The following is a 21,212-nucleotide window of genomic DNA, read 5'->3' on the forward strand; positions in this document are numbered from 1 at the left end:
CTTCGGCCGAGCGGGCGGGATCGGGATGTGGCAGCCATTCAGGTGGTCTTCTTCCTGGCGGCCGGGTCCAAAGTGCATTCGCCCATCACCATGATGTAGCTTGTTTCTTTGGACGGCGTGAACTGTACGAGGAGCCTTCTTGGGCTTTCTGCATTGAGTTGGATGCCTGTGGTGTTTCCGCCCATGTTTTCGAAGATATTTCCAATGGTGTATCCCTTGGCCTCCAAATGAGCCTTCATTCGGTCAACAGCAGCCTGAGGGTCTTCTACGGGGCCGCCTTCGATCTGGCGCTGGTATAGCCGGCCGTCGGCCCGGGCGTGCACCCCACAAGGTTCTGACACGTAATCCGCTGTGTCGTTGCGGTCCCACCCGGGCCATGTCGTGCCCGAGTGCTGAACTGTGTCGTGAACAGCATCCATGAAGTCCGTGAACACCTCTTCAGCGGTCCGCTCACCGGGTCCCTGCTCGCCTTGCTGACCATCATTCGTCGAGTTCATGCCACATCCTGTCATCACCAAACACCCGACTGTGAGTATTGAGATCAAGAAATGCTGCGGGCTGTGGGGATGTCTACGTTTGAGCGGGCGGGGCTGGGAGGAGACGCCCACTCAGGTGGTCTTCTTCCTGGCGGCCGGGTCCAAGGTGCATTCACCCATCACCTTGATGTAGCTTGTTTCTTTGGACGGCGTGAACTGTACGAGGAGCCTTCTTGGGCTTCTGGCATTGAGTTGGATGCCTGTGGTGTTTCCGCCCATGTTGTCGAAGATGTTGCCGATGGTGTATTCCTTTGCCTTCAGATGTGCCTTCATTCGTTCCACAGCGGCCTGCGGATCATCGACGGGACCACCCCTTATCTGGCGCTGGTATAGCCGGCCGTCGGCCCGTGCGTGTACCCCACAAGGTTCTGACACGTAATCCGCTGTGTCGTTGCGGTCCCACCCGGGCCATGTCGTGCCCGAGTGCTGAACTGTGTCCTCCATGGCATCCATAAATTCCGTGAACACCTCCTCGGCGCTTCGCTCGCCGGGTCCTGGCTCGCCTTGCTGCCCATCATTCGTTGAGTTCATGCCACACCCTGTCATCATCAAACACCCCACCATCATCGATACCAACCACGTTTTGCGATTGGGTTTTGTCGTCGTCATTTGCTCCGCTCCTCGGTGAGTTCTTCCGGGGTGAGATCACGCTCGATCAAGGGCCCGGTGGGGTAGTCCATCCCGCCGTAGCCGGGCCTCGCTTCGTGGCGGAGCGGAATCAGTTCCTTGATCAGATGGCCGCGACCGGTTGAGGTCAACGCGATGTTATGGGCGGACTCCGTCCTCGGGTCCAGGTAGCCGTGGTCGCTGGTGGCGGCGAAGACGGTGTCGCCGCTGCCGTCGGCTGCCCATCCTTTGGCATCGTGCCCGGTCGTTCTCGTGTAGACCGTGCCCGTGTCCGGGTCGTAGCCGCCTCCGGAGGAGAAATTCTTTCCCCCGAACCAGTCACCGGTAGGATCCCACCGCCCCTCTCGACCCCTGAGCCCGCTGCCGAGGATCCCCAACGGGGCGACCCGATCCTCACTGGCCGCGGTCACATACACTTCGGGTTTTCCGGCCGGGTCTTTGGCCACATGCAGGTCCGCCGCGGAGCCGATTTCCCGCCACTCGATACCCGCAGACCCGAAAAACGTCGCCGTCGCTACCTCATGCCTGGTTGCCTTCAGCGCGTAGGACGCCGTAGTGGTGCCGTAGGAGTGGGCCACCACGTTCAACCGCGGCCGACCGGCGTCGTCCTCTGGGGTCGCCCGGGTTTCGGTGAAGCCATCCAACGCGGCGGCGAGTTTAGCCCCGCCAGCTTTGGCCAGCTCGGTCGACAACACCTCGCCGCTCGGTGGCTCCTCCGGACTGTCATACCCAACCCACGACACAACGGAATTGGACTCTTTGTCCTTACTGATTAGATCGGCAAACACCTGCCCGTCATAGAGGTCCTGGGCTGATTTTGTCCATGATTCCAGCCCGTCTGCCACGGTGGTTTTCATGCCCGGGACGTTCCAGGTCACGTTCGTGGCGGTGTCCAGATCCCCGATCGCAACCGCCACCAAGGGTTTTCCGTTCTCGTCCGGGGTGAAGGACACGATGCTCCGCGGGGGCGCCAGCAACTTGTCAGCGGGCTTAAGCGCTTTGTAGATGACCTGCAGCGCGGCCTTGTCCTCTGCCCTGGTCCGGGGGTCCTTGAACACGGCGTCAAGGTTGATCCGGTTCGCTTTCGCCCTGGCTTTGTAGGGGATCCCGTTCAGGTTCCCGATCACCCCGGGGGCGGCGACCATCAACGCGGCCTGCTGTTCCGGGGACAACCCCGCCCACCAGTCACGGACCTGGTCCACCGGCGGAGGGGAAGCAAGGCCGGAGCGAAGGAAATCGGCTTCGGCCATCCCGTAGTCAAGCAACTGGCCCGGCGTCAACGATTTCAGCAGCGCCAGCATTTCCAGCGACCCGGCGGCACCGGCCTCTGCGGTGCTCTCCAGGTACTGCAGCCGGGACCGGGTCCGGTCCACCGCGAGGTCCGTCGCCGTTCCGGCGTCGTAATATGCCGGTACCGGACCGTCCGCCGGAGGCACGCTGTTGATCCGGCGGGCGCAATCGTTCTCGGCCTGCTCATGCTCAGCCGCCAGCGAACGGACACGCCGTTGCAGATCGTCGGCCTCGTAAGCCACCGCCGTACCGCTCATCGAGGCCGATTCATCACCCATACCCTCCATGAGCGCCATCCGCTCCAGGTACGTGTCCCGCTCACGGTAGAAAGCCTCGATCTCATCTAGCAGCAACCCACGGCGCCGGTTCAAATCCCGGACGGTGTCCGCGTAGCCCAGCAACGCCCGGTACACCACCACCACACCCGTCCGGAGCGCCTCACTCACTTGCACGGGCTTCCCGAACGCAGCCACCAGCTCCGCCGCTTCCGGAGCCCGGTACACATCCGCCAGGCCCGACCATTCCGACGCCGCAGCCTGCACCACATTCACAACACCCTGCGCGTGTTCCAGCAACGGAGCCGCTGCTTCCTCCAACGCCGCAGGATCCGGCCACCCCTCCACCACCGATGTATCAATCTCGTACATGGCCGGGCCCCTAACCCACCGGCACCGGACAGAACCTGCCCACCCGGAAACCCAGCCCGGACCAAGCCACCACGCTTCCGGAATGAGCCAGCGACGTGGCCACCATCTGCTCATCACCGGTGACATACGCGGTGATCGCAGCCTGCGCACCACCAAAGATATTGGCCGTCCGCTGCGCCAAGGCCCGCAGGCCAGGGACCAGCACCGTCCCGCCATAAAGCCGGAGGGCAACATGAACGGGGCCCCCGTGGAGAACTCCGCTCAACTCATCACCAACATGCCGGAACTTTGCCTGCACCGGACCAAACCCACCGGTGCGCTGCTTCACTGCAGCCACCACGGCCAACACCCCGCCAGAATCAATGTCGTACGCCAACCAATCGCCTTCCACTAGGTCAAACCCGCCCCGTTCATCCATCGAAATGACAAACTCGGGCATGGGCATATACCTATGACGTGACCTTTCAGGCCAAAACGTGACGACGAATCAAGTCTCGGGCTGAGGCCCGCACGTCCTGGGCGCCAGCCCACCGTCTGACCGGCACACCCAAGCCAAGTAGACTGGTCCGGAAAACCATTTGAACTTTGCAGGGGAGATCCATGGCTGCGATCAACCGTGACGACGTCGCGCATCTGGCGCGACTCGCTCACATTGAAATGAGTGCCGAAGAACTGGACAGGATGGCCGGGGAGCTTGCCGTCATCGTTGATTCGGTGAAGTCCGTCAGCGAAGCCGCCGGGGAGGATGTCCCGGCTACGTCCCACCCGATTCCGTTGACCAACGTGTTCCGTGAGGACGTTGTGGGGCACACGTTTACGGCTGAGCAGGCGTTGTCCGGTGCGCCGGATGCTTTCGAGAACCGTTTCAAGGTCCCGGCAATCCTGGATGAGGACTAATCACTATGACTGAGCTGAAGAACGAACTCATCCGCCACTCCGCTGCTGATCTCGCTGCGAAGCTGGCCGCCCGCGAAGTTTCCGCCGTCGAGGTGACGCAGGCGCACCTTGACCGCATCGCCCTTGTAGATGGCGGGGCCGATGGCATCCACGCGTTTTTGCACGTTAACAGCGAGGAAGCTTTGGCTGTCGCAGCCGAAGTTGATGCTGCTCGCGCTGCCGGCGGTGCTGCTGCCGAGGAACTGCACGCCCTTGCCGGTGTGCCGATCGCGGTCAAGGACCTCATTGTCACCATTGGCCAGCCGACGACAGCTGGTTCGAAGATTCTTGAGGGCTGGCACAGCCCGTATGACGCCACCGTGGTGAAGAAGCTCCGCGCGGCCAAGATGCCCATCCTGGGCAAGACCAACCTTGACGAGTTCGCCATGGGTTCCTCCACGGAGCACTCGGCATATGGTCCTACCCGCAACCCGTGGGACCTGGACCGCATTCCTGGTGGTTCGGGCGGTGGCTCCGCTGCCGCCGTCGCCGCTTTTGAAGCGCCGCTGGCGCTCGGCACGGACACCGGTGGATCCATCCGCCAGCCCGGCGCCGTCACCGGAACTGTGGGCATGAAGCCGACGTACGGTGCCGTTTCCCGCTACGGTGCGATCGCCATGGCGTCGTCGCTTGACCAGATCGGCCCGGTGTCCCGCACAGTACTGGACTCCGCCCTGCTGCAGGAAGTCATCGGCGGCCACGATCCCTTTGACTCCACGTCCCTGACGGACCCGTTCAACAACCTGGTTGCTGCTGCCCGCGTGGGCAACGTTGCAGGCATGAGGATCGGCATCATCAAGGAACTGCACGGCGAGGGCTACCAGGCCGGCGTCGAGAACCGCTTCAACGAATCCCTGCAGCTGCTGAAGGATGCCGGTGCCGAAATCGTCGAGGTTTCCTGCCCCAACCTGAAGTACGCATTGGGCGCCTACTACCTGATCATGCCGTCCGAGGTGTCCAGCAACCTGGCCAAGTTCGACGGCGTCCGCTACGGCATGCGCGTGCTGCCCACGGACGGTCCGATGACCATTGAGCGGGTCATGGGTGCTACCCGTGCTGCCGGCTTCGGTGACGAGGTCAAGCGCCGCATCATCCTTGGCACGTACGCACTGAGCGCCGGATACTACGACGCCTACTACGGCTCGGCGCAGAAGGTCCGCACGCTGATCCAGCGCGACTTCGACGCCGCGTTCGCGCAGGCCGATGTCCTGATCTCTCCCACGGCGCCCACCACGGCGTTCAAACTGGGAGAGAAGCTGGACGATCCTTTGGCCATGTACCTCAATGACGTGGCCACCATTCCCGCCAACCTGGCCGGCATCCCGGGGCTTTCCTTGCCCGGTGGCCTGGCTGACGAGGACGGCCTGCCTGTTGGTATCCAGTTGCTGGCTCCTGCCCGCGAGGACGCCCGCCTGTACCGCGTCGGTGCCGTGCTCGAAACCATCCTTGAGGAGAAGTGGGGCGGCCCGCTCCTGGCGCAAGCCCCGCTGTTAGGCTCCGCTTCCAACAGCGCCGGAGGTTCCAACTAATGTCCGTCGACGCAACCCTGAGCTTCGAAGAGGCCATGGAGAAGTACGATCCCGTCCTGGGGTTCGAGGTCCACGTGGAGCTCAACACCAAGACCAAGATGTTCTCCTCCGCGCCAAACGTCTTTGGCGACGAGCCGAACACCAACGTCAACGAGGTTGACTTGGGCATGCCCGGTGTTCTCCCGGTGGTGAACAAGACCGCGGTGGAATCCTCCATCAAGATCGGCCTTGCCTTGAACTGCAAGATCGCCGAGACCTGCCGCTTCGCCCGGAAGAACTACTTCTACCCGGACACTCCCAAGAACTTCCAGACCTCACAGTACGACGAGCCGATCGCCTACGACGGTTACCTCGACATCGAACTGGAGGACGGTACGGTCTTCCGCGTGGAGATCGAACGCGCCCACATGGAAGAGGACGCCGGCAAGCTCACCCACATGGGTGGCGCCGCGGGCCGCATCCAGGGCGCCGACTACTCGCTGGTGGACTACAACCGTTCGGGTGTTCCGCTGGTTGAAATCGTCACCAAGCCGATCGAAGGCGCCGGCAGCCGCGCGCCTGAGCTGGCCAAGGCTTACGTCGCTGCCGTCCGTGAGATCGTGAAGAACCTCGGCGTTTCCGACGCCAAGATGGAGCGCGGAAACGTCCGTTGCGACGCCAACGTCTCCCTGCGCCCCCACGGCCAGGAGCGTTTCGGCATCCGCTCGGAGACCAAGAACGTGAACTCGCTGCGCGCGGTTGAACACGCCGTTCGCTACGAGATCCAGCGCCACGCTGCCGTCCTGGATTCCGGCCAGCCGATTGTCCAGGAGACGCGCCACTGGCACGAGGACACGCGTTCGACGACGTCGGGCCGGCCCAAGTCCGACGCCGACGATTACCGCTACTTCCCGGAGCCGGACCTGGTTCCCGTCGTTGCCTCCCGTGAGTGGGTGGAAGAACTCCGCGCCACCCTTCCCGAGCCGCCGGCAGAGCGCCGCAAGCGCCTCAAGGAAGCCTGGGGCTACTCGGACCTGGAATTCCGCGACGTTGTCAACGCCGGTGTCATGGATTCCATCGAGGAGACCATCGCTGCAGGTGCGTCCGCCGATGTCGCCCGCAAGTGGTGGATGGGCGAGATCGTCGGCCGCGCCAAGGTTGCCGACGTCGATCCCGCCGAACTCGGTGTCACGCCGCAGGTCATCGTTGAGCTGAACAAGCTCGTCGAAGACGGCAAGATCAACAACAAGATGGCCACTCAGGTCCTGGACGGTGTCCTTGCCGGCGAGGGTACCCCGGCGGAGATCGTCGAGAAGCGTGGCCTGGCTGTTGTGTCCGACGACGGTCCCCTCCTGGAAGCCATCGACGCCGCATTGGCTGCTCAGCCGGACGTCGCGGAGAAGATCCGCAGTGGCAAGATCCAAGCCATTGGCGCGATCGTTGGCGGTGTCATGAAAGCCACCCGTGGCCAGGCTGACGCTGGCCGCGTCAAGGAACTCATCCTGGAGAAGCTCGGCGTAGAGGGCTAAAGCTCCGGCGGTCCCACGCCCAAGTAGCTCGCAGTTGTGGTTGTTTTGAGAGTTCAGAACAACCACAACTGCGGGCTACTTTTTTGTGCGCGGGGCGCCATCGGACGCGGACACTCGATCCGGACTGATGACAGCTGATTTCTGCGAGCAGTTTCGATCATGATCTTGCAAAAAGAGATGACCGTCACATATGGTTTTGTTAAACGATTAACGAGTATGGCCTGAATCACAGTGAGGTTTTCGCTGAGTCGCAGTTAGGCGCATTTTGGGGGCTCAAAACGTGCTGTACTGCGACCTGCTTGGGATAGCGGGGTCTGGAAAGCCCGGTCATGACGGCTTGTAGTGACTCATCAACCGTGATGACCGGTGCCCTTTCCTGTGTTTCCGGTCGGGCCGCCGCGCGGCGGGTGCAACATCAACCTGTAAAAACTGCAAACGATAGAAGGAAAATGACACAGAAGACCAAGACGCCCCGCATCGGACTTGTTGGCGCCGGTGGAATCAGCCACCAGCACCTTCCGCACCTTCTAAACCTGGGAGCCGACGTCTACGTCTACTCCCAAGAGGGGGCTTCGGCGCTTGTCGCTCAATATGGGGGTACTGCCGTTGACAGTCTGGATGAGTTGTTCGAGAAGGTCGACTACGTCGACATTGCAACTCCGACGCACACCCATGCTGATCTGATTCGAAAGGCTCTTGAAGCCGGGAAAGATGTCATCTCAGAGAAGCCGCTGACCCGAACAGACGCCGAAGCCGCAGAAATCGTCGCATTGGCCCAGAAGCTCGGGCGGAAGCTTTACCCCGGACACGTAGTTCGATTCTTCCCCGAATATGTTCGGCTCTTCGAAGCTGTCGCTAAAGGAACCTTGGGCGACCTTGCCGTTCTCAGGTTCTCCAGGTCGGGCGCCTTCCCCACCAGGACTCCATGGTTCGCTGATCGAGAGCTATCTGGAGGCCTCATCATGGACCAAATGATTCATGACCTAGACACTGCCCGATGGATCGCCGGCGAGATCACTAACGTATCGGCAGTCTCCTTCCGAACCGGTACTTCATATGAACCCGTCGAAGCAGCACATGTGCTTCTGACGCACGCATCAGGGGCGATCAGCCACGTAGCTGGACTATGGGGACCGAAGCATATCCGCTTCACGACCGAATATTCGGTAACCGGAACCAAGGGAAGCCTGCAACATTCCTCTGCCTCGGAGCTGAACTACTTGGCCGACCTAGCCGCACCAACAACGGGTGGCGAGCTCGTTCCTGATAGTGATCCAGCGGAGAGCCCCTACTTCTTGGAAATTCGGGAGTTCGTTCAGTCCTTCCTTAGCGACGATGAACCCAGAGTGTCCATGCACGACGGCGCCGAGGCCGTACGAATCGCGAACGCGGCCCTCCTGTCGTTGGAAACTGGCCAGCCTGTAGAACTTCTCACGACATCAGGAAAGTGACCCGATGAACTACAGCCCTGAACAGCCTCTCAAAGTTGCTGTCATGTCCTTCGCCCACACTCACGCTATGGGGTATGTAAGGCTCCTGCAGGGGAGTCAAGGTGTAACTGTCCTGACATCTGACCCAGGCCCGCACCCGGTTGGCGAATTACGGGGACGGGCGATGGCGGAGCGGCTGGGCGTGGACTATGTGGATACTTTTGAGGAACTGCTGGCTTGGCGCCCGGATGCCGTCGTCATCACCAGCGAGAACGCCCGCCACCGGGAACTGGTAGAGCTTGCTGCAGCTGCCGGTGCAGACATTCTTTGCGAAAAGCCGCTCGCGACCACTCTTGAGGACGGCATTGCAATCCGGAAAGCAGTAGAGGGCGCGGATGTCATGCTCATGATGGCCTTCCCGGTGAGGTTTGCCAGTACCTTCCAAAAGCTCAAAGCCGCCCACCTTAATGGCGCCTTGGGTCAAATCGTGTCAGTGCGTGGCAGCAATAACGGCCAACTTCCCAGCATGCGTTCGTGGTTTTCCGATCCCGCGCTCTCGGGCGGAGGTGCGCTGGTGGATCACGTAGTTCACATCGCTGATCTCCTTGAAGGCCTGATGGGTGCGAACCCGCTAAGCGTTACCGCAGTCGTCAACCAAAAACTCCACTCCGAACGCGCTCGGGCTGAAACAGCGGGATTGGTCACAATCTCCTACGACAACGGTGTGATCGCCGGAATCGACTGTTCCTGGAGCCTTCCGGATACCGCCCCTACCTGGGGTGGCGTGAAGCTGAGCGTTGCCGGAACAGCCGGAACGGTTGATATCGACTTCTTCGGCCCGAGCGCCCGTGGCTTGGAAGCTGCGACAGGTGCCCCGATTGAGCTGCCCTATGGCCCCAATTTTGACGGTGCTCTTCTGAGGGCCTTCCTCAAGGGCGTACGAGGGGGAGTGCAGCCGCAGCCTGATGTAAACGTTGGACTACGAACCCTTCGCATCGTCCTTGCCGCGCAGAAGTCTGCCCTGACGGGCGCGACGGTGAGCATCTCCGACGTTTAGTGCCCAGGTAGCTCGCAGTTGTGGTTGTTTTGAGAGCCCAGAACAACCACAACTGCGAGCTACTTTCTTATGCGAGGGGCGCACAATGGATGCATGGCCACCATGACACCGGGCCTTCACCGGGCCCTTCTCGCCGGCGGGATCGCCGTTGTTCTGACCGGCGGCGGTGCAGCTGCCGTGTGGGCAGGCACCCAACCCAGCCCTTCGCCGTCGAGCACTACACCAAGCGCCACCGATTCACCGAGCCCCTCCGCCCCTGCTGACGAGAAGCCTGGTGAGGGACGCGGACATGCCATCCATGGCGAGCACGTCGTGAAGAACCCGGACGGAACGTATCGCACGGTGATCACGCAGGCCGGAACCATCGAAGCAGTCAGCGATTCCGAAGTGACCGTCAAGAGCGAGGACGGCTTCACGCAGCGGTACGACATCAATGCCGACACGCGTATTTCCAAGCTTCCCGGAGACCTGTCGGAGCTGCGGAACGGCAAAGGAAGGCCCACTCTGCCGTCTGCCAGCGCGGCGGACCTGAAAATCGGTGACACTGTCAGGGTCGCCGGCACCAAGAACGGCACAGTGACAGCAACGCGCATCGTGTCAGGCGAGTTCCCTGCTGCGCTCAAGGGGCACGGCATGAAGCACGCCCACAAGTAGTTACAGCGCTACCGTCCTGAAGCCGAGGTTGGCGCTGGCCGAATCCGAGGTGTTCGAGCTCCTTGCGGCCAGCCGGTAACGGTTGCAATACGAGTCGTGGCAGAGGTAGGAGCCGCCACGCATCACCCTGCCGCGCCCGATCGTGGGTCCTTGGGGGTCTTGGACCGTCCCGGCAGAGAGGCACGTCTTGTAGTACTTGGGCAGGAACCAGTCGCTGCACCACTCCCAGACGTTCCCGCTGGTCTGGTACAGGCCGTAGCCGTTGGGCGCAAATGAACGGACCGGTGCCGTGGTGAGGTAGCCGTCCTCGACGTCGTTACGGACCGGAAATTCACCCTGCCAGATGTTGCAGTTGTGGGCTGCCGCGCCGGCGGCCTTGTTGTGAAGATCGTTGCCCCAGGGGTAGCGCTGACCGGCCACACCGCCGCGGGCAGCGTACTCCCATTCGGCCTCGGTAGGCAGGCGTCGCCCGGCCCATTCGCAGTATGCCAAGGCATCGTTGTGCGACACGTGGGTCACGGGGTGGTCCGGGAAGTCCTGCCAGTTGGAGAGGGGGCCGGCCGGGTGGGCCCAGTCCGCGCCGCGCACGTTGAACCACCACGGCACGCCGTTGACCCGGTTGAGGATGTCCTGTTCGTTCGCTTCGACGGCCAGGTGGAACACAGCCGAGGTCCCGAAGACCTCTGACTCCGTGCGGTGACCGGAGGCATCGATGAACTCCGCGAATTCTTCGTTGGTCACGGTGGTGGCACTGATGCGGAAGGGGGACATCGTCACCTGGTGTACCGGGGACTCGCCGTCGCCCTCGTACCCTTCATCGAAGGGGTCGCCCATGGCGAAGCGCCCGGCCGGGATATCGACGTCGGGCTGGCGCGCCGCTGCGGAACGGGTCACGGGAGGCGACCCCTGAGCGGAACGCACGACGACGGTGCTCTCGCCGCTGGCTCCGCCCGCCTCGGTCAGGGGGAGAGCCAGACCTGGCATCGAATGATCCCTGGCGCCTGCGCCCGGACTGCAACAATCTGCCATACCAACCCCTTGTGTGATTCCACCGCTGCCCGCCTCGTCTGCCGGCAGCGCACCTCTTCCCGCTACGCGCACCACCCTTTCCCCGGCAGTGCACCTTTTCCCGCCGCGCGCACCCGCTCCTACTGGTGCGAACGGCGGCAACGGGTGCGGCGCTGCCAGCCAACCCTCGGCAGGCGTGCCGCTCGTCAAATTCTACCGGTGCCCATCTCCCGCAGAAATGATGAAAGCTGATTTTTGTGAGCAGTTTCGATCACGATCTTGCAAATGAGACGGCGGTCACTTATGGTTTGTTAAACGGTTAACGAGCGTGGCTTGAATCACATGTGGTTCTAGCTCAGCACTTGAGGAGACAGTATGAACTCGACGACGAAACAAGCTCCGGCATTGCCGGAAGCGCGCCGAGTCCCGGAGTCCGAGGCAGGAAGAACCTTGGCCGGCCCGCGGAAACGCAAGGGCAGCAAAGCCCCCAAGCAGAGCTTCCGGTCCCGTCTGAAGCGCGACAAGCAGATGCTCCTCATGATGGTCCCGGGCGTGGCCTTCCTGTTGCTCTTCTTCTACATCCCCATCCTGGGCAACGTTATCGCTTTCCAGGACTACCAGCCTTACCTCGGCATCGGCGACAGCCTTTTTGTCGGATGGCAGAACTTCGTGGACCTGTTCGCAAACCCGGACTTCACCCACGCCTTCTGGAACACCCTGTACCTGGCGGCCTGGCAGTTGGTCTTCCTCTTCCCGGTCCCGCTGGTCCTTGCGCTGATCGTTGATTCACTGATCAGCACACGGGTCCGCAAGGTCTTCCAAAGCATCGCCTACCTCCCTCACTTCCTGTCCTGGGTTCTGGTGATCGCCTTCTTCCAGCAGATGCTGGGCGGCGCAGGCTTTGTCAACAATCTGCTCCGGGACTGGGGCATGGACCCGATTCCCTTCATGACCAACCCCGAGACCTTCCCCTTGATGGTGGTGGTCCAGATGATCTGGAAAGACGCGGGCTGGGCCATGATCATCTTCCTGGCCGCGCTGGCGAGCATCGATGCCTCGCTGTACGAAGCGGCCGCTGCGGACGGCGCAGGACGGTGGCGCCGGATGTGGCACATCACCCTTCCAGGTCTGAGGCCGGTCATCGTGTTGCTCCTGATCCTGCGTATCGGCGACATTCTCTCGGTTGGTTTCGAGCAGTTCATCCTCCAACGGGATGCCGTGGGAGCCGGCGCCGCCGAAGTACTGGACACCTTCACCTACTACACCGGTGTAGTAGGAGGCGGGTGGAGCTCTGGCGCGGCAGCCGGCCTGGCGAAGGGCGTGGTCAGTGCCCTGCTGATCTACGGAGCCAACAAACTTGCCCACCGCTTCGGCGAAGACGGAATTTTTGCAAAGCAAGCACGCTAAGCCCGGTTAGCACGCCGCTTTCAGATTAGGAGACACCCATGGCAACAACACTTTTCACCAGGAAACCCCGGGAACTGACGTACAGCCCCAAGCGCCCGGTGTGGAAGGAAAAGCCTTCCGCCCTGTACCAGACGGTCAAAGCAGTGGTCTTGATCGTGTTCAGCTTGTCCATCCTGACGCCCATCCTCCTGGTGGTCTCAACCTCACTGGCGGACACCGAACAACTCGTGAAGGCCGGCGGCTTCGTCCTCTGGCCCGAGCGACCCACCTTGGAGGCCTACGCCACCATCTTCAAGGGCCCCATGGTCCTGCAGTCACTCGGCGTGAGCATGCTGATCACCGCAGTAGGCACCATATTGGCCCTCTTCGTGACCATCACCATGGCCTATGCCACCAGCCGTACCGTCCTCTTTGGCCGTCCTGTGATCCTCGCGGTGCTGTTCACGCTCCTGTTCGCCCCGGGCCTCATTCCGTCCTTCCTGATGATCCGCCAGCTTGGCCTGCTGGACTCGTTGTGGTCCCTGATCCTCCCCGGCATTTTCGGGGCGTTCAACTTTGTGGTGATGCGCTCGTTCTTCATGAACATCCCCAATGAACTGATCGAAAGTGCCAGGATCGACGGCGCCAACGACTGGCAGATCCTGTGGAGGATCGTCATGCCGTTGTCCAAGGCAGTGATCGCGGTTGTCGGTTTGTTCTACGCAGTGGGCTTCTGGAACTCGTTCTTCAACGCCCTGCTGTACATCAACGACCACAGCAAATGGCCCATCCAGCTGCTGCTCCGCAACTTCGTTGTCCAGGGAAGCGGCGCGGCAGACCAACTGGGAATCACCACCACGCCTCCGCCGCAGTCCATCCAGATGGCCGTTGTGGTGGTGGCACTGGTCCCCATCCTGATGGTCTACCCGTTCCTCCAAAAGCACTTTGCCAAGGGCGTCATCACCGGCGCCGTCAAGGGCTAGCCCCAAGAACTGCCCACCAGTACTGAAACCCCAACCAAAAGTAACCAGAAAGGGTTATGCCATGACGAGCACTTCCTCACAGGCTGGATTCAGCCGCCGCGGTTTCCTTGGCCTTGCAGGCCTGGCCGTGACCGCCGTCGGCCTGTCTGCCTGCGGTGGTGGCGGAGCCGCGAGCAGCGGAGGCGCCGCTGCCTCCGCCTCGGTCAAGTTGCCCACCTACAAGGAATTCACCGGTGTGACCCCGGATATTGCAGGCAACGCCAAAGGCCTCCAGGCCGGCTACTTCAAACTGCCCACCGCTGTGCAGTCCGTGAAGACGCCGCCCCTCAAAGGCAAGGTGAGCGGTCTGACAGAAACGTTCGACACCATGAGTCCGGGGCTGCACGACAACCCCTTCTGGCAGCGCCTCAACGCCAAGCTCGGCGGCGACCTTGAACTGCAGATCGCCGAAGACATTGGAGACGGCTACCCGGCCAAGTTCGCCACCGTCCTGGCCAGCAACGACCTCCCGGACATGATGTGGGTTCCGCCGAACCAGGGCATCCCGAACGTGGGTCCCATGCTGGAAGCCAAATTCCAGGACCTCACGCCGTACCTCTCCGGTGACGCTGTCCTCGAGTACCCCAACCTCGCTGCGCTTAAGCCCGATTCCTGGAAGACCGCCGTCGTCAACGGCAAGATCTGGGGCGCACCCATCCCGAGCACCCCGTTCGGCCAGGTGTACCTCGGCAACCACGACGTCTGGGCTCAGGTGGGCGGCTTCGAGGCCAGCAGCGCGGAGGAGTTCCTGGACAAAGCCAAGGAGCTGACCCGTCCAGGCGACCAGAAGTACGCTTTGGAGCCGGCCTACACCAATGCCCTCCACATGGTCACCGAATGGTACGGCGCCCCGAACAGCTGGGCAGTGAACGAAGACCGTACGCTCACGCACCTCTTCGAAACGGACGAGTACGCGGCCGGCGTGGAATTCACCGCCAAGATGTTCGCGGCTGGCGTGTTCTACCCGGACTCGAAGGCCACGGATATCCGTTCGCGCGTGGTCAACGGCAGCGTCGCAGCCCAGGTGGTCTCCGGCCCTCACGACATCCGCGGCTACCGGGCACTGAACAAGCAGACCAAGTTCGACATCCTGGTTCCGTTCAGCGCCGACGGCAAGGTCAAGCCGACCTACGACATGGGTTACGGCACTGTTGGATTCACGCCGTTCAAGAAGGCTGACGAGGGCAAGATCCGCGAATTGCTCGCGCTCGTCAACTACCTGTCCGCACCGTTCGGCACGGTGGAGTACATGCAGAAGAACTTCGGCGAGCTGGGCCAGGACTACACGATTGACGCCTCGGGCAACCCGGCCCGCACGGAAACCGGAACCACCAACGCTCCGGGCCTGGTCTCGGCGCTCAACATCATGTCCAGCCCGGAGAACGTCATCTTCAACCCGGGCTTCGACGACGATACCCGCTATGTCAGCCAGCAGGAAGAGAAGTTGCTCGAACTGGCGTGGCGCAACCCGACCAACGGGTCCTACTCGGACACCAACGCCAAGGTGGGCGCCAAGATCACCAAGCAGCTCCGGGACAAGGTGGTGGACATCATCACGGGCCGCGCCAAGATCGATGAGCTCAAGGATGCTGTCAAGCGCTGGAAGAGCGAAGGCGGCGACAAGATGCGCGAGGAGTACCAGGCAGCACTGGACCCGGCCGCACCGGTCTTCAAGAGCTGACTTCACGTTGCGGGGCCCGCTCTGCGCGTCGTGGACGCTTCCGGACACGCAGAGCAGGCCTCTCAACACAACATCATTCGGCACGTAAGAATGACACAACAAGCGGGCTCACCAGCCGCCGACCACAGACACCAGGGGGAAACATGGCAAAAGCGAGCAGTACGGGAATCCGTCCCACCATCCGGATGGTGGCCGAGCTTGCCGGCGTTTCCACAGCCACGGTTTCCTACGTGTTGTCAGGACGGCGCGGCGACGGCGGCCCGGGCGTTTCGGACCCGACGGCGGAGAAGGTCAAGTCGGCTGCAGAGCGGCTGGGGTACCGGCCCAACCAGGCGGCCCGAGCCATCCGGACTGGCCGGACCAACACAGTGATTCTTTCGCTGACGATGCTGTCCGATCCGTGGTCGTTGTCCGTCATTGAGGCAGTGCAGCGGGCCGCGGCACCGTTCGGGATCACGCCGATGATCCTCGGCGACGCCGACTGGGTCAAGGTTCTGGGCACCCACAACGCCGACGCTGTGTTCGTGGACGCCGTCCGTGAAGATCAGCGGGACGCGCTGCGGCGGCTGGCCGATCACGGGACCACGCTCGTGGTGTTTGACGAGGAGCTTGAGGCCGAGAAATTTGACGTCATCCGTTCCATCGCCGAACCGGGATGCCGGATGGCTGTGGAGCACTTGTTGCACGGTCACCGTCGGATCGCTTGCCTGAGCCGGGCCACGCCGGACGGTACGGCCGGGGGAAACCGTTACCGCGCATACTCGGATGCCCTGGCAGGCGCGGGAATTCCGGAACGGCAGGACTATCTGGGCCTGTTCGATGGAACCACGGCCGGAGCGTACGCAGCGGCGATGCGTTTGCTGGCAATGCCGGACCGTCCCACCGCGATCTACGCCACCACGGATTTCGCGGCGGTCAGTGCGGTCAACGCCGCGCAAAGGCTGGGTCTGGTGGTGGGCAAGGACGTGGACATCATCGGTGTGGGCAACACGGTTGAGGGTGAGCGGATGACGCCGTCACTGAGCACTGTTGGTCCCGTGGACTTCTTCGACAAACTCGCCCGTTTGCTCCTGCGGCGGGCAAGCGGCCAGGACGTGGCAACCAACGAACGGGCAACTGGCGGGGACGCCGGAGCCCCCTTGGTCCTTGACTTCCCGTGGCACTTGTTCGTGCGCGAATCGGCGCCGCATCGCAGCGCCGCAACCAGACTTTATTAGGAAACAGCAGAAGGAAATTGCACACCATGGAAAAGGATTTGAAGGTCGGAATCGTGGGCTTCGGCCTGCGTTCGGGATTGTGGCGACACGCCCACAAGCCGGGGCAGGGTTCGGAAGTCACGATTGTCTGCGACTTGAGCGAGCGCGGTCGGGCGGATGCGGCAGAGCGCATCCCCTCTGCCCGGGTCACGGGCGACCTCGAGGAACTGCTGGCCAGCGGTATCGACGCCGTTCTGGTCCTGACCCCCGATAACCAGCACGCCGCCGTCGCCGTTCTTACGCTCAAGGCAGGCATCCCGACGTTCTGCGAGAAGCCGCTGGACGTCACGCTGGATGCTGCGGACTTGATTCTGCAGACCGCTTATGAGACCGGGACCCGGTTGTACGTGGGGCACAACATGCGTCACATGCCGGTTGTAGTACAGATGCGCCAACTCATCGAGGACGGCCGGATCGGCGACGTCAAGGCGATCTGGTGCCGACACTTTGTGGGCAATGGCGGCGACTACTACTTCAAGGACTGGCACGCGCAGCGCGCCAACGTTACGTCCTTGCTGCTGCAAAAGGGTGCGCACGACATCGACGTTATCCACTGGCTGGCCGGTGGCTACACCAAGCGTGTTTCCGCGGTAGGCGACCTCGCCGTGTATGGCGATGTGACCAGCCGCAGCAACAACGACGGCAAGCGCATGGGCGAGTGGTTCTCGGTGGACAACTGGCCGCCCACGGAGCAGAAGGACCTGGCAGAGGTGATCGACGTCGAGGACATCTCCATGATGAACATGGTCCTGGACAACGGGGTGCTGGCCTCCTACCAGCAATGCCACTTCACGCCGGACTACTGGCGTAACTACACCATCATCGGTACCAAGGGGCGGATCGAAAACTTCGGCGACGGTCCCGGAGAGACCATCAATGTGTGGACCAGCCGGACCTCCGGTTTCGCGGCACCGGACGAGGTCATCGAGATCCAGGACGGCGAAGGTGGCCACGGTGGCGCGGATCCGCGCCTGATCGAGGAATTCCTCCGGTTCGCCTCGGAGGGCGGCCAGACCCAGACGAGTCCCATCGCCGCTCGCCAGGCCGTGGTGGCGGGTATCCTCGCTGCCCAGTCACTGCGCGGCGACGGCTCGGCTTTGGAAGTCCCGGAGCTCCCGGCTGAGCTCGTGGAGTACTTCGACGCCGGCCAGCCCGCCTTGGTCCGCGACTGACCGACCTACTTGGGTTAGCGGGGTTTTGAAAGCCCGGTCATGACGGTTTGAAGTGACTCGCAAACCGTCATGACCGATTTCCGTTTAAGTGTTTCCGGGCGGGCCAGGATGTCGATCTTGCGCACCGAGTTCACACCCGCGAGGGGCCGCAGCACCACCCCGGCATCCAGGACGCGGCGCGCCGTGAACCTCGGCAGCAGCCCGATCGCGCCACCTGCCGAGACGAGCGCGGCAACCGTTGAATAGTCATTGATGCGGTGCAGCACCTCTGCCGGGCGCCCGCTCACGGCAACGACGGCGGCCAGGACGTCCGCGGGGGAGTAGCCATCGCGGCTGGTCACCCACGGTTCATCGACGACGTCGGACGGCTCCAGTTCGCTACGGGACGCCAGCGGGTGATCTGCGGGCAACGCAATGTCCAGCGGCTCGTCGGCCAGCGAAATAACGGCCACTTTGTCTTCGGGCCATGGTGGGCTGTTGTCCATCCGATGCGCCAGGACCAGGTCGTAGCGGGCAACGAGGCCCGGGAAATCCTCCTGTGCCACATCCTCGTCCGAGAGTCGCAACCTCGGCGAGTTCCCGCCGTCGGACGCCAACAGGGCCGCCAGCGGCGCGAACAGCGCCTGCCCCGCACTGTGGAAGGCGCTTACGCTCACGGGTGCGTCGGGAGCATCGTGGTACGCGCCGATTGCTGCCCGCGCATCTGCCATGGCGTTCACGACGGCGGCACCGGCCTCAGCGAGGACCCGGCCTGCGTCGGTCAGCACCAGGGCCCGGCCTTCCTTGCGCGTCAACGGCACATCCACCGACCTCTGTAACAGAGCGAGTTGTTGGGAAACGGCCGACGGCGTGACCATCAAAGTCTCCGCCACTGCCTTCACGCTGCCAAGGTCGCCGAGTTCCCTGAGCATCTGCAACTGATGGATTTCCATTAGCAAATCCTAAATCGTTGATTGAGAAGAATCTAGTTGTGCTAAATCGTAGGCGGGGCTCTAATGGACTCAGCAGCAGTGAAGCAGCGACTAGCCAGTGAGGAATTCCATGAAGGCTCTGTACAAATCCGGACCGCACGCAGGGTTCGAACTCGTCGACCGCCCCGAGCCCGAGGCCGGTCCGTCCGACGTCAAGATCCGTGTCATGACCACTGGCATCTGCGGCACCGACCTCCATATCCAGAGCTGGGACGCCTGGGCGCAGGGCATCATCGAGGCGCCTCTGATCGCCGGCCACGAGTTCTACGGTGAAGTGGTTGAAATCGGCGAGGACGTCCGCGACGTCAAGGTGGGGGACAGGGTCTCCGGTGAAGGCCACGTAGTCTGCGGGATCTGCCGCAACTGCCGCGCCGGGCGCCGCCAGATGTGCATCCACACGGTGTCTGTCGGCGTACAGCGCGACGGCGCATTCGCAGAGTTCGTTGTCATCCCGGAAACGAACGTCTGGGTACACCACGACGAATCCGTCACCCCTGAACTCGGTGCCATCTTTGATCCCTTCGGCAACGCCGTCCACACGGCCCTCAGCTTCCCGTTGGTCGGAGAAGACGTGCTCATCACAGGCGCCGGGCCTATCGGCCTCATGGCCATCGCCGTCGCCCGCCACGCCGGCGCACGCAAGATCGCCATTACCGACGTCTCGGCTCCGCGCCTGGAACTCGCCCGGCAGATGGGCGTGGACCTCGCCGTCGACGTGTCCAAAATGCGGGTCCGTGAGGCACAGCAGGAACTCGGCATGCGCGAAGGCTTCGACATCGGACTCGAAATGTCCGGACACCCCACGGCGCTGCCTGAGATGATCAACAACATGAACCATGGCGGCCGCATCGCCATGCTGGGCCTTCCCAGCCAGTCCATCGACATCGACTGGGGCAAGGTTGTCACGCACATGCTGACCCTCAAGGGGATTTATGGCCGCGAAATGTTCGAGACCTGGTACGCCATGAGCGCCATGCTGTCCTCCAACCCCGTGCTGCACCGCAGCATCTCCGCCGTCGTCACCGACAAGCTGTCCGCAGCCGACTGGGAAAAGGGCTTCGAAATCGCCCGCAACGGCACCGGCGGCAAAGTGGTCCTCGACTGGACTGAACTGTAAGCGGATCCCCGAAAAACTTTAGGAGCACCCCATGTACTCAGCCATCAAAGACCAACTGCAGGGCGAACTGGACCAGATCCGCGAGGCCGGACTGTTCAAGACCGAGCGCCACATCGATTCCCCGCAGGCCAGCCACATCGCGGCAGGACAGCTCGGCCAGCCCGCCAACAGGGTTCTGAACTTCTGCGCGAACAACTACCTTGGCCTGGCCGATCACCCGGACATCATCGCCGCCGCCAAGTCAGCCATGGACGAGCGCGGCTTCGGTATGGCCTCCGTGCGCTTCATCTGCGGCACGCAGGACCTCCACCTGGAACTTGAAACCCGTGTCTCGGCCTTCCTTGGCACCGAGGACACCATCTTGTTCTCCAGCTGCTTCGACGCCAACGGCGGCGTGTTCGAGTCCTTGTTCGGCCCCGAAGACGCCATCATCTCGGACTCCCTGAACCACGCATCCATCATCGACGGCATCCGCCTGAGCAAGGCCAAGCGTTTCCGCTACGCCAACCAGGACATGGCCGACCTCGAGGCGAAGCTGGTTGAGGCCGAGGGCTCCCGCCGGAAGATCATCGTCACGGACGGCGTGTTCTCCATGGACGGCTACCTCGCGCCGCTCGAAGCCATCTGCGACCTCGCCGAGAAACACGACGCCCTGGTCATGGTGGACGACTCCCACGCCGTGGGCTTCATGGGCTCTACCGGCGCCGGAACCCCTGAGCACGCTGGTGTTTCCGAGCGCGTGGACATTTACACGGGCACGTTCGGCAAAGCACTTGGCGGCGCCTCGGGCGGTTACGTGTCAGGTCGCGGCGAGATCGTCGCCATGCTGCGCCAGAAAGCCCGCCCGTACCTGTTCTCCAACTCCCTCGCCCCGGCCATCGTTGCGGCCACCATCAAGGCGATCGAACTTGTGCAGGAATCCGGTGAACTTCGCACCCGCCTCTTCGAGAACGCTGCGCTCTTCCGCAGCCGCATGAGCGAGGAAGGCTTCGAACTGCTCGACGGCGAACACGCCATCATCCCGGTAATGTTCGGCGACGCCGTGGTGGCAGCCAAGGTTGCCGACGAAATGCTCAACAACGGCGTTTTCGTCACGGCCTTCAGCTTCCCCGTAGTGCCCAAGGGTGTGGCCCGTATCCGCGTCCAGCTCTCCGCCGCGCACAGCACGGACGACGTCGAAGCGTGCGTTCAGGCGTTCGTCAAGAGTCGCGCCGCGGTCGCCTAAGTACGTCGCTCTTTCACCTACCGTCACTTTCCGACCGACGCCCTCTCACTTTCTTGACGGAAGTGAGAGGGCGTTTGGGTTAAAGGGCTATGAGGTGAGCGAGCGTCTGCAGGTAGTTGCTCGCCAGGCAGAGCGCCGACGACGTCGAAGCGTGTGTTCA

At 62.5% G+C, this 21,212-nt stretch carries 19 protein-coding genes; 13 read left to right on the plus strand and 6 right to left on the minus strand.

Annotated features, from left to right (window positions below; translation table 11 throughout):
* Nucleotides 1-38: 38 nt before the first annotated feature.
* The 4 genes from ACFRJ9_RS05690 to ACFRJ9_RS05705 all read right to left on the minus strand — a co-directional run bounded on the left by ACFRJ9_RS05690 (nt 39) and on the right by ACFRJ9_RS05705 (nt 3,539).
* Nucleotides 39-497, minus strand: coding sequence for a hypothetical protein (locus ACFRJ9_RS05690; protein WP_377665331.1), 459 nt, complete (start codon nt 495-497; stop codon nt 39-41).
* A gap of 111 nt (nt 498-608) precedes the next feature.
* Nucleotides 609-1,067 carry a hypothetical protein gene (locus ACFRJ9_RS05695; protein ID WP_377665333.1) on the minus strand — a complete coding sequence of 153 codons (459 nt, stop codon included), beginning with the start codon at nt 1,065-1,067 and terminating at the stop codon, nt 609-611.
* Nucleotides 1,068-1,141: 74 nt separating this feature from the next.
* Entirely contained in the window at nt 1,142-3,100 is a 1,959-nt protein-coding gene (locus ACFRJ9_RS05700; protein ID WP_377665336.1) for an alpha/beta hydrolase, read from the minus strand.
* Between the two features lie 10 nt (nt 3,101-3,110).
* Nucleotides 3,111-3,539, minus strand: a complete 429-nt coding sequence (locus ACFRJ9_RS05705; RefSeq protein ID WP_377665338.1) for a DUF6507 family protein — start codon at nt 3,537-3,539, stop codon at nt 3,111-3,113.
* Between the two features lie 161 nt (nt 3,540-3,700).
* Between ACFRJ9_RS05705 and gatC the strand changes: the two genes are divergently transcribed.
* From gatC to ACFRJ9_RS05735, 6 genes are all read left to right on the plus strand, one after another.
* On the plus strand, nt 3,701-3,997 hold the full coding sequence (gene gatC / locus ACFRJ9_RS05710; RefSeq protein WP_211711130.1) for an Asp-tRNA(Asn)/Glu-tRNA(Gln) amidotransferase subunit GatC: 297 nt from the start codon (nt 3,701-3,703) through the stop codon (nt 3,995-3,997).
* Nucleotides 3,998-4,002: 5 nt separating this feature from the next.
* Nucleotides 4,003-5,565 (plus strand): Asp-tRNA(Asn)/Glu-tRNA(Gln) amidotransferase subunit GatA, encoded by a 1,563-nt coding sequence (gatA, locus tag ACFRJ9_RS05715; RefSeq protein ID WP_377665342.1) that lies wholly within the window; start codon nt 4,003-4,005, stop codon nt 5,563-5,565.
* Nucleotides 5,565-7,073, plus strand: coding sequence for an Asp-tRNA(Asn)/Glu-tRNA(Gln) amidotransferase subunit GatB (gatB, locus tag ACFRJ9_RS05720; RefSeq protein ID WP_377665344.1), 1,509 nt, complete (start codon nt 5,565-5,567; stop codon nt 7,071-7,073). The genes gatA and gatB overlap by 1 nt, the downstream gene beginning before the upstream one ends.
* A gap of 359 nt (nt 7,074-7,432) precedes the next feature.
* A complete protein-coding gene (locus tag ACFRJ9_RS05725) occupies nt 7,433-8,524 on the plus strand; it encodes a Gfo/Idh/MocA family protein (protein WP_377665346.1) in 1,092 nt (363 codons plus the stop codon).
* Between the two features lie 4 nt (nt 8,525-8,528).
* A complete protein-coding gene (locus ACFRJ9_RS05730; RefSeq protein ID WP_377665348.1) occupies nt 8,529-9,560 on the plus strand; it encodes a Gfo/Idh/MocA family protein in 1,032 nt (343 codons plus the stop codon).
* Nucleotides 9,561-9,653: 93 nt separating this feature from the next.
* Nucleotides 9,654-10,214, plus strand: a complete 561-nt coding sequence (locus tag ACFRJ9_RS05735) for a DUF5666 domain-containing protein (protein ID WP_377665350.1) — start codon at nt 9,654-9,656, stop codon at nt 10,212-10,214.
* Here ACFRJ9_RS05735 and ACFRJ9_RS05740 read toward each other — a convergent pair whose 3' ends face one another.
* Nucleotides 10,215-11,198, minus strand: a complete 984-nt coding sequence (locus ACFRJ9_RS05740) for a formylglycine-generating enzyme family protein (RefSeq protein ID WP_377665352.1) — start codon at nt 11,196-11,198, stop codon at nt 10,215-10,217.
* A gap of 399 nt (nt 11,199-11,597) precedes the next feature.
* Here ACFRJ9_RS05740 and ACFRJ9_RS05745 point away from each other — a divergent pair, with 399 nt between their 5' ends.
* The 5 genes from ACFRJ9_RS05745 to ACFRJ9_RS05765 all read left to right on the plus strand — a co-directional run bounded on the left by ACFRJ9_RS05745 (nt 11,598) and on the right by ACFRJ9_RS05765 (nt 17,739).
* A complete protein-coding gene (locus ACFRJ9_RS05745; RefSeq protein ID WP_377665354.1) occupies nt 11,598-12,629 on the plus strand; it encodes an ABC transporter permease in 1,032 nt (343 codons plus the stop codon).
* Between the two features lie 38 nt (nt 12,630-12,667).
* Nucleotides 12,668-13,591 (plus strand): carbohydrate ABC transporter permease, encoded by a 924-nt coding sequence (locus ACFRJ9_RS05750; RefSeq protein WP_377665356.1) that lies wholly within the window; start codon nt 12,668-12,670, stop codon nt 13,589-13,591.
* A 61-nt stretch (nt 13,592-13,652) separates the two neighbouring features.
* Nucleotides 13,653-15,311 carry a sugar ABC transporter substrate-binding protein gene (locus tag ACFRJ9_RS05755; protein ID WP_377665358.1) on the plus strand — a complete coding sequence of 553 codons (1,659 nt, stop codon included), beginning with the start codon at nt 13,653-13,655 and terminating at the stop codon, nt 15,309-15,311.
* A 143-nt stretch (nt 15,312-15,454) separates the two neighbouring features.
* Entirely contained in the window at nt 15,455-16,528 is a 1,074-nt protein-coding gene (locus ACFRJ9_RS05760; protein ID WP_377665360.1) for a LacI family DNA-binding transcriptional regulator, read from the plus strand.
* A 26-nt stretch (nt 16,529-16,554) separates the two neighbouring features.
* Nucleotides 16,555-17,739: a Gfo/Idh/MocA family protein gene (locus ACFRJ9_RS05765; RefSeq protein ID WP_377665363.1), complete on the plus strand. Its 1,185-nt coding sequence runs from the start codon at nt 16,555-16,557 to the stop codon at nt 17,737-17,739.
* Nucleotides 17,740-17,753: 14 nt separating this feature from the next.
* Here the strand turns inward: ACFRJ9_RS05765 and ACFRJ9_RS05770 are convergent, their stop codons facing one another.
* A complete protein-coding gene (locus tag ACFRJ9_RS05770) occupies nt 17,754-18,671 on the minus strand; it encodes a LysR family transcriptional regulator (protein WP_377665365.1) in 918 nt (305 codons plus the stop codon).
* Nucleotides 18,672-18,780: 109 nt separating this feature from the next.
* Between ACFRJ9_RS05770 and tdh the strand changes: the two genes are divergently transcribed.
* Nucleotides 18,781-19,827 carry an L-threonine 3-dehydrogenase gene (tdh, locus tag ACFRJ9_RS05775; RefSeq protein WP_377665367.1) on the plus strand — a complete coding sequence of 349 codons (1,047 nt, stop codon included), beginning with the start codon at nt 18,781-18,783 and terminating at the stop codon, nt 19,825-19,827.
* Nucleotides 19,828-19,858: 31 nt separating this feature from the next.
* Nucleotides 19,859-21,052 carry a glycine C-acetyltransferase gene (locus tag ACFRJ9_RS05780; protein WP_377665369.1) on the plus strand — a complete coding sequence of 398 codons (1,194 nt, stop codon included), beginning with the start codon at nt 19,859-19,861 and terminating at the stop codon, nt 21,050-21,052.
* Nucleotides 21,053-21,212 lie beyond the last annotated feature (160 nt).

It is taken from the genome of Paenarthrobacter sp. NPDC056912, assembly GCF_042786555.1.
In the GTDB taxonomy this organism is placed as follows: domain Bacteria; phylum Actinomycetota; class Actinomycetes; order Actinomycetales; family Micrococcaceae; genus Arthrobacter.

Bases quoted from the DNA above. Each gene is read 5' to 3' on its own strand.
- ACFRJ9_RS05690 (WP_377665331.1), bottom strand. From the start codon at position 497: ATGAACTCGACGAATGATGGTCAGCAAGGCGAGCAGGGACCCGGTGAG.
- ACFRJ9_RS05695 (WP_377665333.1), bottom strand. From the start codon at position 1,067: ATGAACTCAACGAATGATGGGCAGCAAGGCGAGCCAGGACCCGGCGAG.
- ACFRJ9_RS05700 (WP_377665336.1), bottom strand. From the start codon at position 3,100: ATGTACGAGATTGATACATCGGTGGTGGAGGGGTGGCCGGATCCTGCG.
- ACFRJ9_RS05705 (WP_377665338.1), bottom strand. From the start codon at position 3,539: ATGCCCGAGTTTGTCATTTCGATGGATGAACGGGGCGGGTTTGACCTA.
- gatC (WP_211711130.1), top strand. From the start codon at position 3,701: ATGGCTGCGATCAACCGTGACGACGTCGCGCATCTGGCGCGACTCGCT.
- gatA (WP_377665342.1), top strand. From the start codon at position 4,003: ATGACTGAGCTGAAGAACGAACTCATCCGCCACTCCGCTGCTGATCTC.
- gatB (WP_377665344.1), top strand. From the start codon at position 5,565: ATGTCCGTCGACGCAACCCTGAGCTTCGAAGAGGCCATGGAGAAGTAC.
- ACFRJ9_RS05725 (WP_377665346.1), top strand. From the start codon at position 7,433: ATGACCGGTGCCCTTTCCTGTGTTTCCGGTCGGGCCGCCGCGCGGCGG.
- ACFRJ9_RS05730 (WP_377665348.1), top strand. From the start codon at position 8,529: ATGAACTACAGCCCTGAACAGCCTCTCAAAGTTGCTGTCATGTCCTTC.
- ACFRJ9_RS05735 (WP_377665350.1), top strand. From the start codon at position 9,654: ATGGCCACCATGACACCGGGCCTTCACCGGGCCCTTCTCGCCGGCGGG.
- ACFRJ9_RS05740 (WP_377665352.1), bottom strand. From the start codon at position 11,198: ATGCCAGGTCTGGCTCTCCCCCTGACCGAGGCGGGCGGAGCCAGCGGC.
- ACFRJ9_RS05745 (WP_377665354.1), top strand. From the start codon at position 11,598: ATGAACTCGACGACGAAACAAGCTCCGGCATTGCCGGAAGCGCGCCGA.
- ACFRJ9_RS05750 (WP_377665356.1), top strand. From the start codon at position 12,668: ATGGCAACAACACTTTTCACCAGGAAACCCCGGGAACTGACGTACAGC.
- ACFRJ9_RS05755 (WP_377665358.1), top strand. From the start codon at position 13,653: ATGACGAGCACTTCCTCACAGGCTGGATTCAGCCGCCGCGGTTTCCTT.
- ACFRJ9_RS05760 (WP_377665360.1), top strand. From the start codon at position 15,455: ATGGCAAAAGCGAGCAGTACGGGAATCCGTCCCACCATCCGGATGGTG.
- ACFRJ9_RS05765 (WP_377665363.1), top strand. From the start codon at position 16,555: ATGGAAAAGGATTTGAAGGTCGGAATCGTGGGCTTCGGCCTGCGTTCG.
- ACFRJ9_RS05770 (WP_377665365.1), bottom strand. From the start codon at position 18,671: ATGGAAATCCATCAGTTGCAGATGCTCAGGGAACTCGGCGACCTTGGC.
- tdh (WP_377665367.1), top strand. From the start codon at position 18,781: ATGAAGGCTCTGTACAAATCCGGACCGCACGCAGGGTTCGAACTCGTC.
- ACFRJ9_RS05780 (WP_377665369.1), top strand. From the start codon at position 19,859: ATGTACTCAGCCATCAAAGACCAACTGCAGGGCGAACTGGACCAGATC.